This is a genomic window from Arthrobacter pascens, assembly GCF_030815585.1.
GTDB classification, from domain to species: domain Bacteria; phylum Actinomycetota; class Actinomycetes; order Actinomycetales; family Micrococcaceae; genus Arthrobacter; species Arthrobacter pascens_A.
Map to the genome: position 1 here is coordinate 3,650,014 of NZ_JAUSWY010000001.1, position 16,426 is coordinate 3,666,439.

At 65.0% G+C, this 16,426-nt stretch carries 15 protein-coding genes, 1 tRNA gene and 1 pseudogene; 7 read left to right on the top strand and 10 right to left on the bottom strand.

The window, feature by feature from the left end:
• The first annotated feature begins 101 nt into the window (after window positions 1-101).
• The 4 genes from tmk (at window position 102) to QFZ30_RS16815 (ending at window position 3,666) form a co-directional block, all read left to right on the top strand.
• Window positions 102-758 carry a dTMP kinase gene (gene tmk, locus QFZ30_RS16800; protein WP_307078132.1) on the top strand — a complete coding sequence of 219 codons (657 nt, stop codon included), beginning with the start codon at window positions 102-104 and terminating at the stop codon, window positions 756-758.
• Window positions 755-1,897 (top strand): DNA polymerase III subunit delta', encoded by a 1,143-nt coding sequence (locus QFZ30_RS16805; protein WP_307078134.1) that lies wholly within the window; start codon window positions 755-757, stop codon window positions 1,895-1,897. The genes tmk and QFZ30_RS16805 overlap by 4 nt, the downstream gene beginning before the upstream one ends.
• Window positions 1,898-1,919: 22 nt before the next feature.
• Window positions 1,920-3,485 (top strand): alpha/beta hydrolase, encoded by a 1,566-nt coding sequence (locus QFZ30_RS16810; RefSeq protein WP_307078135.1) that lies wholly within the window; start codon window positions 1,920-1,922, stop codon window positions 3,483-3,485.
• A gap of 108 nt (window positions 3,486-3,593) precedes the next feature.
• Window positions 3,594-3,666, top strand: a tRNA-Thr gene (locus QFZ30_RS16815).
• Between the two features lie 293 nt (window positions 3,667-3,959).
• Here QFZ30_RS16815 and QFZ30_RS16820 read toward each other — a convergent pair.
• Window positions 3,960-4,460 (bottom strand): DUF805 domain-containing protein, encoded by a 501-nt coding sequence (locus QFZ30_RS16820; protein WP_307078137.1) that lies wholly within the window; start codon window positions 4,458-4,460, stop codon window positions 3,960-3,962.
• 228 nt (window positions 4,461-4,688) lie between these two features.
• On the opposite strand from QFZ30_RS16820, the gene QFZ30_RS22075 reads away from it, so the two are divergent.
• The 3 genes from QFZ30_RS22075 (at window position 4,689) to QFZ30_RS16830 (ending at window position 6,106) form a co-directional block, all read left to right on the top strand.
• A complete protein-coding gene (locus QFZ30_RS22075) occupies window positions 4,689-4,838 on the top strand; it encodes a MepB family protein (protein WP_373462855.1) in 150 nt (49 codons plus the stop codon).
• Window positions 4,839-4,915: 77 nt separating this feature from the next.
• The gene (locus tag QFZ30_RS16825; RefSeq protein ID WP_307078139.1) at window positions 4,916-5,887 is read left to right on the top strand and encodes a hypothetical protein; all 972 of its coding nucleotides are present in this window, start codon (window positions 4,916-4,918) and stop codon (window positions 5,885-5,887) included.
• Between the two features lie 39 nt (window positions 5,888-5,926).
• Window positions 5,927-6,106, top strand: a complete 180-nt coding sequence (locus QFZ30_RS16830) for a hypothetical protein (RefSeq protein WP_307078141.1) — start codon at window positions 5,927-5,929, stop codon at window positions 6,104-6,106.
• An 88-nt stretch (window positions 6,107-6,194) separates the two neighbouring features.
• Here QFZ30_RS16830 and QFZ30_RS16835 read toward each other — a convergent pair whose 3' ends face one another.
• The 9 genes and pseudogenes from QFZ30_RS16835 to QFZ30_RS16875 form a co-directional block, all read right to left on the bottom strand.
• On the bottom strand, window positions 6,195-7,040 hold the full coding sequence (locus QFZ30_RS16835; RefSeq protein ID WP_307078143.1) for an aldo/keto reductase: 846 nt from the start codon (window positions 7,038-7,040) through the stop codon (window positions 6,195-6,197).
• A gap of 85 nt (window positions 7,041-7,125) precedes the next feature.
• A complete protein-coding gene (locus QFZ30_RS16840) occupies window positions 7,126-7,581 on the bottom strand; it encodes a hypothetical protein (RefSeq protein ID WP_307078144.1) in 456 nt (151 codons plus the stop codon).
• Between the two features lie 7 nt (window positions 7,582-7,588).
• Window positions 7,589-8,224, bottom strand: coding sequence for a bacterial proteasome activator family protein (locus QFZ30_RS16845; protein WP_307078146.1), 636 nt, complete (start codon window positions 8,222-8,224; stop codon window positions 7,589-7,591).
• A 98-nt stretch (window positions 8,225-8,322) separates the two neighbouring features.
• A pseudogene (locus QFZ30_RS16850) lies at window positions 8,323-8,527 on the bottom strand (YbdD/YjiX family protein).
• On the bottom strand, window positions 8,527-10,827 hold the full coding sequence (locus tag QFZ30_RS16855; RefSeq protein ID WP_307078148.1) for a carbon starvation CstA family protein: 2,301 nt from the start codon (window positions 10,825-10,827) through the stop codon (window positions 8,527-8,529). Before QFZ30_RS16855 ends, QFZ30_RS16850 begins: the two are co-directional and overlap by 1 nt.
• Before the next feature lie 259 nt (window positions 10,828-11,086).
• Window positions 11,087-13,966 (bottom strand): hypothetical protein, encoded by a 2,880-nt coding sequence (locus QFZ30_RS16860; protein ID WP_307078149.1) that lies wholly within the window; start codon window positions 13,964-13,966, stop codon window positions 11,087-11,089.
• 1 nt (window position 13,967) lies between these two features.
• The gene (locus tag QFZ30_RS16865) at window positions 13,968-14,705 is read right to left on the bottom strand and encodes an ABC transporter ATP-binding protein (protein ID WP_307078151.1); all 738 of its coding nucleotides are present in this window, start codon (window positions 14,703-14,705) and stop codon (window positions 13,968-13,970) included.
• Window positions 14,702-15,313, bottom strand: coding sequence for a PadR family transcriptional regulator (locus QFZ30_RS16870; protein ID WP_307078153.1), 612 nt, complete (start codon window positions 15,311-15,313; stop codon window positions 14,702-14,704). The genes QFZ30_RS16865 and QFZ30_RS16870 overlap by 4 nt, the downstream gene beginning before the upstream one ends.
• Window positions 15,314-15,438: 125 nt before the next feature.
• Window positions 15,439-16,422, bottom strand: coding sequence for an NAD(P)H-quinone oxidoreductase (locus QFZ30_RS16875; RefSeq protein ID WP_307078155.1), 984 nt, complete (start codon window positions 16,420-16,422; stop codon window positions 15,439-15,441).
• Window positions 16,423-16,426: the final 4 nt, after the last annotated feature.

Here is a 16,426-nt window from a genome sequence, read left to right on the forward strand (position 1 = left end):
CGCGATGGGGCGGTCCTCCCGACGACGTCTGCCGCTGGGACGTCAACCCCTGGGGCACAGTCCAATGGGTGAATGTCAGCGGCGGTCGGTAGGCTTGTTCAGTGACTAACCAAAGCCCGGGACTTTTTATCGCGTTTGAAGGCGGCGACGGCGCCGGGAAGTCCACCCAGGCCGGCCTGCTCGCTGAGGCCCTGGAATCCCGAGGGCTGAAAGTCCTGCGCACGCGTGAGCCGGGCGGAACTCCCATCGGTGAAAAGCTGCGCTCCCTGGTACTGGATCACGGCCATGGCCACATCGACGCCCACACCGAGGCCCTCATTTTCGCAGCCTCGCGTGCGGCCCATGCCGGCCAGGTCATCCGGCCCGCCTTGGCGCGGGGCGAGATTGTCCTCACAGACCGCTACATCGACTCGTCGGTGGCGTACCAGGGTGCCGGGCGTGATCTCGGCACCGACGCCGTGCGTTCGCTCAATGAATGGGCCACCGCGGGGCTGCTGCCTGACCTCACCGTGCTGCTGGACGTGGATCCTGCTGATGGCCGCCGCCGGCGCACGGCAGGCGATGCTGCTGAAGACCGGCTCGAATCGGAGGCCGACGAATTCCACACCCGCATCCGCGGAGCCTTCCTGGAACTCGCAGCCAGCCGCCCGGAAGAGTATCTTGTGTTGCCCGCGCATTCACCAATCAGCGAACTCGCGGCGCGGATCCTGGACCGGGTGGATGCGCTCCTGGCATCCGCGGGCCGCGGTGCCGCATGACCGTCTGGGACGACCTCCAGGGCCAGCCCGCCGTCGTCGAACAGCTCCGCCAGGCGTCGCTGGGTGAAGGGCTGACCCATGCCTGGCTGTTCACGGGGCCGCCCGGGTCCGGACGGTCCAATGCTGCCAAGGCGTTTGCTGCCGCGCTGAACTGCGACCAGGAAGACATCAGTCTCCGGGGCTGCGGGGCGTGCGCCGCGTGCCTCACCATCCTCGGTGAGACGCATTCCGACGTCACGTTTGTCCGGACCGAGAAAGTCACCATCACGATTGATGAAGCCAGGGAACTTGTGTCCACGGCGGGGAACAGGCCGTCGTCAGGCCGGTGGCGGATCATCGTGGTGGAAGACGCCGACCGGATGGCTGAACGCACCACCAACGTGCTGCTTAAGGCCATTGAGGAACCAACGCCGCGCACCATCTGGATGCTGTGCGCGCCGTCCCCCGCGGATGTCCTGGTGACCATCCGTTCGCGTTGCCGCGCTGTGGCGCTGCGGCTGCCGCCGGCCGCCGATGTTGCCGCTTTGCTGGTCAAGCGCGACGGCGTGGCCCCGGACCTCGCGGAACGGGCCGCGCGCGCAGCCCAAAGCCATGTGGGGATCGCCCGCCGCCTGGCCCGGGACCCCGAGGCCCGTGAGCGCCGGATGGAAACAGTGAGGTTCCCCTTGGGACTGCGGGGCGTGACAGCCGCTGTCATGATGGCGGAAAAGCTGGTGAAGATCGCCACGGCCGAGGCCAACAGTTCCAATGAGGAGCGCGACGCCGCCGAGAAGGCTGCACTTTTGGCTACGCTGGGCGCGCCTGAATCCGGGACGCTTCCGCCGGCCATGCGGAGCCAGGTCAGGCAGCTGGAGGACGACCAGAAGCGGCGGGCAAAACGTTCCGTCACGGATTCACTTGACCGGACCCTGACGGACCTGCTTTCTTTTTACCGGGACGTGCTGATTATCCAGCTCGGGAATGCTGTGGAGCTGGTGAACGTTGAGCTTAGGGGTGAGCTGGAGGATTTCGCCGGACGGTCCACGCCGGAAACAACCCTCGCCCGGATGGATGCCATCAACAAAGCCCGCGAACGCATCACCACCACCAATGTTGCCCCGCTGTTGACCATTGAGTCCATGGCAGCCAGCCTGATCTAGCCCCTTCCAAGGAGACCTCACGATGACTGCTCGACCCCTGTCCGCACGAACCCGATCCCGGGTGACTGGAGTGCGGGCCGCCGGCGCCCTAGTTCTGGCCATGGTGCTGGCCTCGTGCAGCCTCATTGGTGGCGGCAAACAGGAGCAAGGCACCGCGACAGCCAAGGCGGACCCCTCGATTGTGGCCGCGGCGCCCGAAAAGCTTGAGAAGTTCTATTCCCAGGAGGTCGTCTGGGAGCCCTGTGAGAACGACTACCAGTGCGCCAAGGTCACCGTGCCAATGGACTATGACAAGCCAGACGGCGAAACCATCCAGATTGCCGCACTGAAGGCTTCGAGCACCGGCAAAAAAACCGGGAGCCTGCTGGTCAACCCCGGCGGGCCTGGCGCGTCCGGCTACGACTTCGTTAAGGACGGCGCCGGAACGCACTTCTCGCAGCCCGTCCGGGAAAACTACGACCTCGTGGGTTTCGACCCCCGCGGCGTCAAGCGTTCCTCACCGGTCAAGTGCATGACAGACGCCGAGCGGGATGCGGCCCGGGCCAAGGTCTACGCCCTGGATACCGACGCCGGCCTGGCGGCTGCCGTGGCGGACAACAAAGCCATCGGGGCCCAGTGCGCCGAACAGACGGGGCCTTCGCTGGGTCACATCGATACCGTGAGCTCGGCGAAGGACCTGGACGTCCTGCGTGCCGTGGTCAACGACGACAAGCTCAACTATCTGGGCTACTCCTACGGCACGTTCCTTGGGTCCACGTACGCTTCGCTTTTTCCGGACAACGTGGGCCGTATGGTCCTGGACGGGGCCCTTGATCCGTCCATCAGCAATGAGGACCTGACCAGCGGACAGGCGCGCGCCTTCGAAAAGGCCCTCAGGTCCTACGTCGCCCACTGCCTGCAGGGAGACGGCTGCCCCCTCAGCGGGGACGTTGACAGCGGGGTCCAGCAGGTCCGCGACCTCATCAATGCTGTCCAGGACACTCCGCGTACCGCCAAGGACGGACGTGTGGTGAACGGAACCATGTTTGTCAGCGGGCTCATCACGCCGCTGTACAACAACGAGAGCTGGCAGGCCCTCACCCAGGCGCTTGAAGCCGCAATGACCGGCGATGTGACACTTATGCTCCGCCTGGCAGACCTCGGTGCGGACCGCGCCTCCAATGGAACGTACACCTCCAACTCAACCTTCGCTTTCAACGCCATCAACTGCCTGGATTACCCCATGGTCTCCGACACCGCAGACATGCGCGCCGAAGAGCAGCGGCTGTTGGAGGACTCCCCCACCCTGGGGTACTTCTTTGCGTACGGCGGCACCAATTGTGTTGACTGGCCGTACAAGAACGTCCGGACCCCTGCCCCCGTGGAGTACACCGGCGAATCCACCATCGTGGTTGTCGGCACCACCGGAGACCCCGCCACCCCTGTGGAATGGGCAGGGTCCCTGCGGAAGCAGCTGGAGAACGCCACGCTGCTGACCTGGCAGGGAGAAGGCCACACCGCCTACGGCAGGTCCAACAGCTGCATCGAGGACGCCGTGGACAGTTACCTCGTAAGCGGCAAGGTACCCGCCGACAATACGGTCTGCTGAGCCACCTGGCAGGCTCCATCGTGTACCCATTTTGACCCGGGCGCGGGGACTCTATTACAGTTGACTCTTGCATGATCCGGCCGGTTCTTCCGGCTGCTGTCATGCGGTGCTTCCTTAGCTCAGTTGGTAGAGCGTTTCACTCGTAATGAAAAGGTCATCAGTTCGATTCTGATAGGAAGCTCGGGATAAACCCCGGACAGCCCCTAAATTTAGGGGCTTCCGGGGTTTTTCGCTGGTTAAGCTGTATTCACTCCCGGACATGAAGCGAGTGTAGCCCGGCCCTAGACGCCTCCCAGTGTCTCAGCACGACGTTATGGTGTGGACCCAGCAACCGCTCAGTGATGCACGCCCGGGGAGTCGACCCGCCGTGAGATTTCTGCACCATGTGGGAGCCGTTCGTGGGTTAGGTCTTGGACAAGCAGAAAGCCCCGCAGTCACTGACGGCGGGGCTTTCCAGGATTCAGATGATCCGGGTTAGTCGCTGCTGGGCTGGTCGAACCGCTGACCGGCCGGGTCCGGTCCCAAGACCATGAACACGATCAGGATGATACCGCCCACGAAAGGAATCAGGCCGAGCAGAAGCATCCATCCACTCTTGTTGCTGTCGTGCAGGCGACGGACCGACAGCGCCAGGGACGGCACGATTGTAGCCAAACCAAAGATGACGAGCAGGATCAGCCCGAACATGGCGCCTGGGCCGTACTGGGGTGTGCTACTGAACGACGACGTCGACGTTGTGGTGCCGGCGCTGATGATGATGTTCAGGATGATGCTGATGCCCACGGAGACGAGGGTCCACCACCAGTACTCACTCCGGCTGGCCCGCCCGGTGAACGTAGCGTACTTCTTGAAGAACCGTTTGACGGCAACCGGGAACGATGCCCCGTAGTAGGGCGCCCAGAGCGGCGGTTCGCCCTGCCAGGATAGCTGCTGCGGCGGATACGGCTGCTGGGACGGGTATTGCGGCTGGCTCAAGGTTTCCCCCATTGGTTTCAAAAGTTATGAGACGCGCTCATCCTACGGCTCCTTGGTGACGAAAACGTTCGATTGTTGGGAAATTTGCGTCGCATTTCCCTAACGGCGGCAGTCCGGACTGGTAGGAGGGGCAGCACCAACAGCGCCGCCACTCTTTTGGAGGCTATTTGACGAGTCTCAGGACCCGTCGGAACCGGAGCATCGCCCCTGGCTCCAGCAGGAAGCGCCATGCGTGTCTATCCGCCATGGTCCGAACCTGGAAACTACACAGCGCAAGCCACCCAACGGTGGCAGGTGGCGTACTTTACTCGTGCGTCCTTGCTGCCAGGCCGCCCCGATCCTCTCCTGCATCCCGCAATACCGCCCACACTCCTCTAGACCCACATTGGCGGTCAGTCCACATCTAGATGAGCTGGACGGACGAGGGACAAAAGGCTACCCCTATGATGGCGTGCATGGATGATTCGGCGCTGGCGGATATCGCAAACGGGCTGTACGCCTTGCCGTTCGACGAATTTATGGCGGCCCGGACTGCCGCCGCCAAGGCTGCTGCCGATTCGGGACCCGGACTGCCAGCCGCCGTTCGTGCCTTGCCCAAGCCGTCGGTAGCTGCCTGGGCCATCAACATGCTGGCCGTGCACCATCCGGACATCCTGGTGCAGCTCGCCGACCTTGGCGGGCGGATGCGCGCCGCCCAGTCATCACTGGACGCGGTGGGCCTCCGGGAACTGGGACGGGAGCGCCGCACCCTCCTGGCCGCCGCCGTCGACGCCGCCCACTCGGTGACCAAAGAGCAGGGGCGCGGCATCAGCGCTACCATCGCCGCCGACGTCGAGCGGACCTTGCGGGCACTGACAGCAGATGCAGGCGCTGCAGCAGCAGTCCAGAGCGGGCGGCTACTGCAGGCACTGTCCGCCGACGGCGTGGACACCGTTGACCTTGAGGGCGCTGTGGCCGTACCGGAGGCCGTGCCCGCTCACCGGTCTGTGCCGCCACCTCTTGCGGGAGTGGGCGCGTCAGGAAAGAAACCACGTACGACGGCGGAGGGCACAGCCCGCCGTCCGGCGGACAAGCCACGGCTGCAGGCCGTCCGGCAGACTCCGCGGCCAGCGTCGCCGTCGGCCCTTGAAAAAGCCCAAACTGCCGACGCCGAGGCCAAAGCAGATGCTGACGCCGCGGTTCAGGAGGCACAGGAGCGGACCGCACAGCTGGAGGAGGCGGAGACGGAATTTTCACGGCTGACGGCCCAGACGCGGGACCTCCGTGCCCTGCTCAAGTCCTCGGAGGAGCAACTGGACGAGGCCCGGAAGCTGCGGGAAACCGCTGCCGCTGAGGCCAAGCAGGCAGCACGGACCGCAGACAAAGCGCGGCGCTCAGCCACCCTGGCGCACGAGCGCGTACTCCGGTTGGGCAACACGCGGAACTGATGCACCGTTATTGTCAGACCCCGGTTGCACACTGGATTTATGGAAAAACAACAGGAATTTCACGTCACGTACTTCGATGCCGACTGCGGCCGGATCCGGGCGGAAAGCTTCGACACCAAGGAAGAGGCCGAGCGCTTCGCGAGCCGGAACTGCACCGGCGAGGATTCCTGGGCCGTTGTTGACGCCGTGGCCATTGAGCAAGTGCGGATTGCAGCCTAAGGGCACCGGGGGCTTATACCAACAACCCGCACGTCCTGGTGTAGGCCAAGGCGCGCGGGTTGGCTTGCAGGGATTAAGCCTTGCCGGATTAAGCGAAGTCGGAAACCGCGGGATCCGGGCCGATGCGGCCTTCGCCGGCAGCCGTGCGGTCCAGGCTGTTGATTGCCTCAATGTCATCGGCGTCCAGCACGACGTCCAGTGCCGCGTAGTTCTCCTGGATGCGTGACTCCGTGACTGACTTGGGAATCACCACGTTGCCTATGGCCAGGTGCCAGGCAATGACCACCTGCGCCGGCGTGGCCCGGTGCTTGGCCGCGATGGCAGCCACGGTGTCGTCTTCGAGAAGCTCACCGCCCTGGCCAAGCGGGGACCACGCCTGAGTCAGGATGCCCTTGGAGGCACCGAATTCGCGCAGTTCACGCTGGCTGAAGTACGGGTGCAGTTCGATCTGGTGGATGGCCGGAACCACGCCGGTTTCGTCGATGAGGCGCTGCAGCCCCTCGGCCGTGAAGTTTGAAACCCCGATGGACCTGACGCGGCCGCGCTTCTGGAGTTCGATCAGCGCCTTCCAGGTATCAACGTACTTCTCCTGCTTGGGCTGCATCCAGTGGATCAGGTACAGGTCCAGGGATTCGAGCCCCAGCCGGTCCAGCGACTCCTCAAACGCCGCCAGCGTGGGCTCGTAGCCCTGATCGGCATTCCACAGCTTGGTGGTGATGAAGATTTCCTCGGGCCGGAGTCCGGAGCTGGCGATCGCCCGGCCCACTCCAGCCTCGTTGCCGTAGATCCTGGCGGTGTCGACGTGGCGGAAGCCGGCTTCGAACGCCTGCCGGACAACCTTCTCCGCGACGCCGTCCTCAACCTGCCACACACCATAGCCGAGCTGCGGAATGGTTCGTCCGTCATTAAGGGTCAGTGAAGGTGAAAGTGTCATCCGTTCATCCTGCCAAAGGACCTGCCAGGCCTGAAGCGAAACAGCACCCGCTAAGCCACACGCTTAACCGGGAATACGCGGCGCCTTACTGCCCGGCTGCGTCCTCGGCGAGGCGGCGTTCGGCGTCGGCCACCTGTTCAAACACCGACTCTGCACGCCGGTGCACGGAAGCGGCACCCACGGGCACCGGCCCCACGGCGAGCCGCAGCATGGCCGCTGCCTCGGCTGTGGTGGCCAGTGAATTTCCGGCCTTGGACAGGGAACGGTGCACGCCGGCGAGAGGGCCCGGAACATCCAGGCCATCGCTTGGTGAGCGTCGCTGGGCCTCCACGCAGACCGCCCGGACCCTTTCCAATAGCCCGGCCAGCTCATTTGCCACCTCAACCAGTTCGCCGTAGAGCTGGTCGTCTTCCACGCCTTCAAGCACCTGGTGATACCGGTCGAGGCCGCGGTGGAACCGGTCGTGGGCACGGCGCCACAGACCCTTGCCCAGTTCAGCGTCGTCTTGGCGCCCTTGGCGGGCGGCGGTAAGGAATCCCAAGCGGAACCTACAGATACTGCCCGGGCCCGTGGTCCGGGTCCTCGGGCCTGGCGGGACCCGCAGGACCGGGGCGCTGCTGGCCGGCCGTGGCCCGCTGCGGCTCGCCGTTCTCCCCGATCACCACACCGGGAGCAATCACGGTTCCCGGAGGGAGCTGCCTTAGCTGCAACTGCGCAGCGGCATGCTCCCGTGCCGCGTGCTGGGCGGCGATGGCCGTCTGGATGCCATGGAACAGCCCTTCCAGCCAGCCCACCAGCTGGGCCTGGGCAATACGGAGCTCGGCATCGGAAGGAGTGGCGTTGTCCGGGAAGGGCAGGCTGATCCGGTCAAGTTCTTCAACAAGCTCCGGCGCCAGCCCGTCTTCCAACTCCTTGATCGAACGCTCGTGGATCTCGGCGAGGCGGCCGCGCGCGGCGTCGTCCAGCGGTGCGGCCTTCACCTCCTCCAACAGCTGCCGGATCATGGTCCCTATCCGCATGACTTTGGCCGGTTCGTCCACCAGGTCCTGCAGGCTGCTGCCCTTGGACTTGATGCCGGGCGCCGCATTGGCGTCAGCGGGCACGGGCACGGGCCGTTGCCCATTGTCGAGGGTGGTGCCCTCTACCGGGACGTCGTCAGGCTGAGTGTCTTCCGGATCGCTCATGCGTTCATACTCTCACGAGCCGGCGGCACGCAGGCCAGTCAATGACGCTCCGTTGCCCGCAAATCACCTGACCGCGCATCAACAGCACCTCGAGCAAATCAGCAGCACCTGCCTTGCGGGTTGGTGTCCTGGCGGTCCGTCCTGTCCCGCCAGAACTCGCGCTCACTCAGCGGCGGCGTCACATGCCCGGCCCCGCGGTGGTGCTCCAAGTACTTTGCATACGCATCCGCACCCAGGACGCCGTTGAGGTACCGGGCGAACCCCCGGGAATCCCGTGGCGGCCGCAGCCAGTCCCGAACCCATCATTGGTGGCCTGCCCTTTCGAACCGGAGCTCCGCGGGCAGCTTGTCCCACTCAGCCAGGAGCTCCCGCTCCGCCGGGCTGGGGATGAGCCCCGCCGGTGCGAACACGCGGGAGGGACGTGCCTCATCCTCGTGGTCCACGTTGGCGATTCCTGCGGCGTTGTGGCGGAAGGCTTTGATGGTTGCCACGATCGCCGTGGCAATAACGATGATGCTCAGCACCACAAAGATGATGGACAGCCAGCCCTGGATCATGGTGTTGCGGACCACTGCCTCCATGGCGAGTACTGTCTTGGCCGTCCCGAATTCTGTCTTGCCGTCCGCCAGGGCCTTTGAGAAGGCAGCGTTGTTGGCGAAGTAGCCGACGGCCGGAACCGGCGAAAAGATCTTGTGGAAGCTGGCCGTGATGGTGACCACTGCGGCGAAGGCCAGCGGGAGGGCAACGATCCACAGGTACTTGAAGGCGCCGCGTTTCGCTGCAATGGCCATGCAGACAGCCAGGGCGATGGCGGCCAGCAACTGGTTGGCGATGCCAAACAGCGGGAACAGTGTGTTGATTCCGCCCAGGGGATCAGTGACACCCATCAGCAGCACGGCACCCCAGGCACCCACCATCACCGCGGTGCAGAGCCACGCTCCCGGCCGCCACGAGTGCTCTTTGAACTTGGGGACGAAGTTGCCGATGGAGTCCTGCAGCATGAACCGTGCAACGCGGGTACCGGCGTCCACAGCTGTGAGGATGAACAAGGCCTCGAACATGATGGCGAAGTGGTACCAGAAAGCCATCATGGCCGTGCCGCCGATGAACTGCTGCATGATGTGGGCCAGTCCCACGGCCAGGGTGGGTGCGCCGCCGGACCGGGAGATGATGCTCTCCTCCCCCACGTTTGAGGCTGTCTGGGCCAGCACGTCCGGGGTGATGTTGACGCCGGCAAGTCCCAGGCTGTTGACCCAGGTGGCGGCGGATTCCACGGTGCCGCCGGTGAGCGCGAGTGGCGCGTTCATGGCGAAGTAGATGCCGCGGTCGATGGAGATGGCCGCCACCAGGGCCATGATGGCCACGAAGGATTCCATCAGCATGCCGCCGTAGCCGATGAAACGGGTCTGGCGTTCCTTCTCAATGAGTTTCGGCGTGGTACCTGAGGAAATCAGGGCATGGAAGCCGGACAATGCGCCGCACGCAATGGTGACGAACAGGAACGGGAACAGCGCCCCCGAGAATACAGGTCCGTTGTCGCGGCTGGCGAACTCGCTGAAAGCGGGGACGGTGATTTCGGGACGGACCACCACAATGGCCAGGGCCAGCATCACGATCACGCCGATCTTCATGAAGGTGGAAAGGTAGTCGCGGGGAGCCAGCAGCAGCCAGACGGGAAGGATGGCGGCGATGAAGCCGTAGACGATGAGGCCCCATGCGATGGTGACCTTGTCCAGATGGAAGAACGCCGCTCCCCACTCGGTACCGGCAACAGCACCGCCGCCGATGATGGCCGCCATGAGCAGCACAAAACCGATGAGGGAGACTTCCAGGACCTTGCCGGGACGGAGGAACCGGAGGTAGATCCCCATGAACAGGGCGATGGGGATGGTCATGCCAACGGAGAAGACACCCCACGGGCTTTCGCCCAGGGCGTTCACGACGACCAGGGCCAGGATCGCAACGATGATCACCATGATGAGCAGCGTGGCGATGAGGGCTGCGGTGCCGCCGATCACGCCCAGTTCCTCGCGGGCCATCTGGCCCAGGGAGCGTCCGCCGCGGCGCATGGAGAAAAACATCACCAGGTAGTCCTGGACCGCGCCGGCCAGAACGACGCCGATGATGATCCAGATAGTGCCGGGGAGATAGCCCATCTGGGCTGCGATGACCGGCCCAACCAGGGGTCCCGCGCCGGCAATGGCGGCGAAGTGGTGGCCGAACAGGACGTTACGGTCCGTACGGACATAGTCCTTGCCGTCCGCCTTGTACTCTGCGGGAGTGGCGCGGCGGTCGTTCGGCTTGAGGAGGAGCCTTTCGATGACCTTGGAGTAGAACCGGTAGCCGATGAGGTACGTGCAGACAGAGGCGAAGACAAACCAGATGGCGTTGACTGTTTCTCCGCGGACGATTGCCAGCATGAACCAGGCCACGCCGCCCAGCAACGCGATGGCCGCCCAGATCGCGATCTTGGCGGGGGTCCATTTCTTCTCTTCAGCCTCGCGGACGGCCTCGTCCACGGCGGTCGGGGGAAGCTCCGGGTCCGTGGTAAGTTGCCCACCCCGACGCTTTGAACCTGCCAGTTCATCAGGCATTCCAGCCATGTCTCCTCCTTGAGATTTCATGCTCCAGCGATCTGCTCAAAGGCACCCTACCAATCAGGAGCCACCGCGGGTAATGCCTTCATGCCGCGGCGCCATACCTCGCGGTGAGCGGCAGGCCGACGGCGGTGAGCGCCACACCTCGCGATGAGCGGCAGGCCGACGGCGGTAAGCGGCACCGCGAGCAACCATGCGGTGACGCGAACGGCAGGCCGGTGTACCAAGAATGCCTCCGTCCAGGATTTCCCCGACGGAGGCCTTCTCACGTTCCCGCGGCGCGGCGGGACATCGGGAGGCGTGCCCGGGTGAACATCCAGGCCAGCGCGGCGCCGGTGAGCGGCACCACTACCAGGAGCGCCAGCAGTTGCACCCACGGTACGACGGCGTCTGACGCCACTCCCGTGGCCCGTCCCGAGGCATGGACGATGATGATCGCAGGGGCCACTCCTGCGAGACAGCCCAGGATGGATCCCAGTCCGCCCGTCATGAGCGCCTGGGCTCCCGCCAGGGCCTTGCGCAGCCTGGGCGCCGCGCCTACTCCTGCCAGGGTCATATGGTCGCTGCGTGAGTCCGCAAGTGACAACCCGGTGGTGATGCCCGCCGCGCTCAGGGTGATCAGCGCGCTGATTCCCACAATGGACCAGATGACCCACGAAGAATCCCGATCCACGCCTGGCTCGGCGTAAATGCCGACGGGGAAACTTCCGAAGAAGCCTGCCACGGTTGCCGCCATCAGATCCCGCTCCGCAGCACTGGGATAGGAGCTGAACTGCACCAACAGCGAAGACTCCGTCACCTGTATGCCAGCGGATTCCGCTGCGGCGGGCGAGATGACACCGAAGTAGGGAACCGGGACCTCAGGGACCACCACGATGGCGGGCAGCTCTGTTGACGTGACCACCTCATAGCCAGCGTGGGCCTGGGAAGTGGACACCTTGCTCCTGCGCAAGTCGGCACCTTCCAGGACTGCCATTCCATCCTGCACAAATACCGGGTTGGTCACCACCAGTCCGCCGTTGTTGAGTACCTCCACTGCCTCCTCGGAAGGCGCCGTCCCCAGCATGGCCCGGATCTCGGCTTCCCCGCCCACAACGAGGGACCTCGGCGAACCACTGTTGTTGGGACGCATCGAGCCCTGGCAGCGCCAATCCTGGGGATCCTTGACCCTTTGGCCCTCTGTGACGGCGCACTCGTTGCCTGCCGGCACATTGAGGGAGTAGAGGAGGCAGTTTGAGGTGGGAGTAACGGGCGGAGCTGAGAGGTCGGCGGTGGGTCCCATGTTGCAGTTTGCAACCCCTGGCGACTCCAGCACGTGCGTCCATGACACGGTGTCAACGGCGTTCTTCAGGGCATTCGTGAGTTTGAGGGGGTCGACGGCCAGGGGTTCCGGACTGGTGCCGTCTGCCAGGAGCGGTCCTTGCATGGTCAAGGGCACCGATGCCTGGTTTGGCAACGCCTGCCAGTAGTGGTTTTCCCGCATACCTGCCTCTTGGCTGGCCGCCAGGACCATGGCGGCACTGGCCAGGGTGGCCGCCGCCAGCACTGCCGCGACGGCGGGAACAGTACGGCTGCGGTTTCTGGCGGAATCCCGGGCGGCCATTCGCAGCGGGAGCGGCAGGCTTCCGGTCCGGCGCGTCATGAGCGCCACGACGGATCCCGTGACAAGCACGAGCCCGGTCACGGCCAGCACGGCCCCGGCGATTACCAGCGATGAGATCAAGGGCATTCTGTCGTTGAGCAGGTCAGGGTCGTCAGGGACGTCGGAGAGGGCGTTGCCGGAGAACAACAGCACGGCGGACAGCAGCAGCATCCCGGCACCGATACGCTGCGGCCATTTGCCTGTAGCTACCGGCGCCCGCCCCGACTTCAAGGCACCCAGGACCGCCTGTTTCGATACCTGCCGGGCCGGTGCCAAGGCAGCGAGAACACACGCACCCAGTCCCATGAGCATCGCGATGGCGGTCAGGAGGATGTCGGGATGGAAACCTGCCAACCGCACGGAGCCCAGATGACGCACCCAGAGCACTGCGCCGGCGGCGCCGGCGAGGCCCAGCGCCGCACCCGCAGCGATGGCTATGGTCCCCAGCCACACGCCGGCCGCCGTGACTACCGCCCGGACGGTGGGAGCCTCCGCGCCGGAGGCAGCCAACAGCGCCAACTCGCGTATCTGTCGTTTTGCTCCCACGGAGAAGGCTGCGCCGGCCAGCAGTCCGACCTCCAGCAACGCCAGGGCACCGATGAAGCCGCCTGTGAGATAGGCGGCATAGGGCGGCGCGGGCTGGTAGGCCGGAGGTGAACCGTCAATGGTTCGCTGATCCATGGGCGGCGGATTAAGGGCTACAGACCGCGAGAGCACAGCCACACCAACGGTGTTGGCTTCCCTCACCTGGGCCCAGGTAACAGGCTCAGGACCCACAAGGTAGTACTGGGCCTGGTCACCTTCCCGGTATGACGGAATGGGAGCGACCACCTCCTGCGCCTGGCCAGGTTTGAGGAAGAGAACTTCGTTCCGGTCCGAGAAACCGAAGTCGCGCAAGGTGCCGACGGCGGTAAACGTGCCGGCCGACGTCGTCAGGTTCTCCCCCAGTTCCATACCGAAACGGTCCAGAATGCCGGGTGAAACGAGAGCCTCTGCGGCAGATTGCGGCGCCCTACCGTCCAGAAGCTTGAATTTTCCCTCGAAGGCGGGGTTAAGCGCATCCACCGCCTTACCCTCCAGCGACACGTCCGCGTTCCCCACCTTGGCAGTGAGCGCAATCGGTAATTCGGTCAGCACGGTGTATCCGGCAGGCAGGACATCCTTGGGATCCGCCGCTACAAAGTCGGGATCAATGTCCTGGGAATTCGACGCCACAATCGTCTCCCTGACGGGGTCCTGGATCATCACGCTGTTCACGGCGTTGAGCGACTGGAACCGCGCCTGGGTGTTGCCCAGCTGGTATTGGACCCGTTCCGCAGGAGTCTCCTCCATGCTCTGGACGAGCGTGGCCGCACCGGTCATCGCGGCCACGGGCAGCATGATCAGCAGGATGATGAGCAGCGATCGGCCCTTGTGGCGGCGGATATCGCGCCGCGCCATCCGCATGGCGACGCGGAAGGAGTGCCGGCGCCCGCCGGGCACCGGGGTGAGATCGAGGGCCACCTCAGAGTCCGGCCTGGGCCAGGAGCATGGCGGGATCATGCATGGCGGCTGCCTGGTCCACGATGCGGCCGTCCCGCAAGAACACCACCCGGTCCGCCCAGGCGGCATGCCTGGCCTCGTGGGTCACCAGCATGACGGCGGCGCCGGCGTCTGCCCGCCCCCGCAGCACTTCCATAACACCCTGTCCGGTGGTGGAGTCCAATGCCCCCGTGGGTTCATCGGCCAGGATCAGCCGGCGCTCCCCCACAATGGCCCTGGCAATGGCTACCCGCTGCTGCTGGCCGCCGGACATCTGGTCCATAAAACGGTAAGCGAGTTCCGGTATCCCCACTTGCCTCAGGGCATCCAGCGACTGCCGGTGGGCCTTCTTCGCCCCCGTACCGTCCAGTTCCAGTGGCAAGGCCACATTTTCGGCGGCAGTCAGTGTAGGAACCAGGTTGAAGTCCTGAAAAACGTAGCCGACGGCTCGGCGGCGCAGCCGCGCCAGCTCGTTCAGTCCCAGCCCCGCCAAGGGCGTCGATTCCACAAAGACAGCGCCCGACGTCGGCCGGTCCAGTCCGCCGGCAAGCGCCAGCAGGGAGGATTTCCCGGACCCGGACGGCCCCATGACCGCCACAAACTCGCCCGCGCTGATGGTGAGGTCAACATCGCGGAGTGCCGCAACCGCCGTCGCGCCGTCACCGAAAGTCCTGCAGACCTTGGCCAGTTCCAGGACCTGCTGCGGCCCCTGGACGCTCACCGGCGGCTGTCAGCGATGAGCGGGGCAGCCTCTTCCACAGTGACCCCGTTGGACGTTTTACGTGTTGCACCCTGGCCGGCGGACTGCGCCTGCTGCACCATCCGGGCCTCGCAGAGGTCCAGCCAGCGGACCTCCGCTTCCGTCTGGAAAATCAGCGAGTCCAGTACCAGCAGCCACGCGGTATCTGCCGAACGCTGGTTGGCGGCGGTGTCCCGGCGGGACTTGGTGTAATCCTGGAGCGCCCGGATGGAAGCCACCCGCTGGGCCTGGATGATGGCCTGCACATCCACCCCCGGCAACGTCACGGCGAGCGCCAGTTTGATGGCGAGCTCGTTCCGCGGCGGATTGATCCGCTCCACGGGGGCGGCGAACCAGCCCTGGACTTCTGCCTTGCCTGCATCGGTGATGCTGTAGACCACGTGGCCCTCGCCGTCACCGCCGTCATTGCTGACCAGGCCGTCACGTTCCAGCCGGTCCAGGGTGGTGTAGACCTGACCGATGTTCAACGGCCAGGTGGCCCCGGTGCGGTTCTCGAACTCAACCCTGAGCTGGTAGCCGTAGCGCGGCTGGTCCTGCAGCAAGGCGAGGAGGCTGTGACGTATGGACATGGTGCTCCTAGCGGTAGCGTCTGCTGCGCGGTATGCAAGGACCCCCAAGACCCATGCATACCGCGTATAGAGTGAGACTAGCCGACTTCTGCCGATGAAGCAATACTGAGTATTTACCAGGCGGACTACATGACCAGCAGGACCTTGCCGACGTGGTCCCCGCCGTCAAAGTACTTGTGCGCAGCCCTGACCTGGTCGAGCGGAAAGGTCTTGGCTACCAGCGGGCGGATCCGTCCGTCGCTGATGAGGGGCCACACCGACTCCCGCACCGCGTTCAGGATGGCACCCTTTTCCGCCACAGGCCGGGGACGCAGCGCCGTGGCCACCACCGCTGCCCGCTTCCTGAGCAGCTGGCCCAGGTCCAGCTCCCCCTTCGCGCCGCCCTGCAGTCCGATCACGATAAGCCGTCCATAGTCAGCCAGCGCGTCGACATTCTGCTGGAGGTATTTGGCGCCCACCACATCCAGGATCACGTCGGCGCCTTTACCGCCGTTCTGCCGCCGCAGGCTCTCCGGAAAGTCCTCCTCGGAGTAGTTGATGGCGATGTCCGCGCCAAGGAAGGCCTTGGCGGTACCGACCTTCTCATCCGTTCCTGCAGTGGTGGCCACTCTGGCGCCAAAGGCCTTGGCGAGCTGGATGGCCATGGTGCCAATACCGCCCGTGGCTCCGTGGATCAGCACGGTTTCCCCGGCCTGCAGCTGTGCCGTCATGATCAGGTTCGAGTACACCGTGGCCGCCACTTCAGGCAGGGACGCGGCAGTGACCACGTCAACGCCGTCGGGAATCCTCAGGACCTGCTCCGCCGGAACGGCAACCTGCTGGGAATAGCCCCCGCCGGCAAGCAGCGCCACCACCTTGTCCCCCACCGAGAAGGGCTTGGTGACGCCGGGGCCGAAGCCGGCGATCCTGCCGGACACCTCCAGTCCCGGGACCTCAGAGACGCCCGGCGGCGGCGGGTAGAAACCCCTGCGCTGCTGAACGTCCGCCCGGTTCAGGCCCGCGGCGACGACGTCGATCAGCACCTCGCCCTGCCCCGGAACCGGGGCGTCCACGTCGCGGACCTCCAGCACCTCCGGCCCGCCAGGTTCTGAAATGTAGACGGCTTTCATCGAA